The sequence below is a fragment of the Gemmiger formicilis genome (genome assembly GCF_016901605.1).
In the GTDB taxonomy this organism is placed as follows: Bacteria; Bacillota; Clostridia; order Oscillospirales; family Ruminococcaceae; genus Gemmiger; species Gemmiger formicilis_B.
The window spans coordinates 1-712 of sequence record NZ_JACJKP010000360.1 but is presented as its reverse complement, the minus strand read 5'-3'; the positions used below and the strand labels follow the sequence as shown (position 1 = coordinate 712).

Below are 712 nucleotides of genomic sequence, written 5' to 3'. Positions count from 1 at the left end.
ACAATGGGGCTGGAACCGTGGCGGATGTTCACCGTGTACTCGATGCCGTCGCCGCCTGGGTGGCTGACCCACTGACCGCCGGTGATGAACTGCCATTCCGTATCCTGCCGGAAGGAATCGCACATGCCGCCGTGGCAGCCCGCCAGTCCTACACCGGCGCCCACCGCCTTGCAGACATTCTGCACATAGCGATGGTCGATTTCCCCCATAGTCCAGCATGCCACGATCAGGTCCAGGTCCATCAGCCGGTCCAGGTCTCCCAGTACATCCAGGGTATCGCTGATGGTGCAGGCATAGCCGTGCTTTTCCAGCAGGCCCGCAAAACGTTTGGAGGTCAGCTGAGGTTCATGACCGTCCCAGCCGCCCTGCAGGATCAATGCTTTTTTCATAGTAACACTCCTTTGAATGAAAAATCCGGGATTTGTCCCCGTTCCGTATCAGATGCGGCAGGCCAGCCCGTGGCTCTGTCTGTCGGATTCAAAAATCAGGTCGATGACCTTCATCACCCGCAGGCACTGTTCCGGCTTGACGATGAGTTCCGCCCCGTTGTCGATCACATCCACAATGTTCTTGTAGTAGTCGGACCAGTCGGTGGTCACTTCCGGCAGGATACGGAATGGCAGTTCATCACCGGCGGTCAGTGGGTCAGCCACCCAGGCGGCGACGGCATCGAGTACACGGTGAACATCCGCCACGGTTCCAGCCCCATTGT

The 712-nt window shown here is 58.7% G+C and carries 2 protein-coding genes; both read right to left on the bottom strand.

Annotated elements, in window-relative coordinates:
* The coding region (locus H6B10_RS14845) for a ThuA domain-containing protein (RefSeq protein ID WP_204652292.1) at positions 1–389 on the bottom strand (389 nt) is incomplete at its 3' end.
* A gap of 48 nt (positions 390–437) precedes the next feature.
* The coding region (locus H6B10_RS14840) for a Gfo/Idh/MocA family oxidoreductase (RefSeq protein ID WP_345941862.1) at positions 438–712 on the bottom strand (275 nt) is incomplete at its 5' end.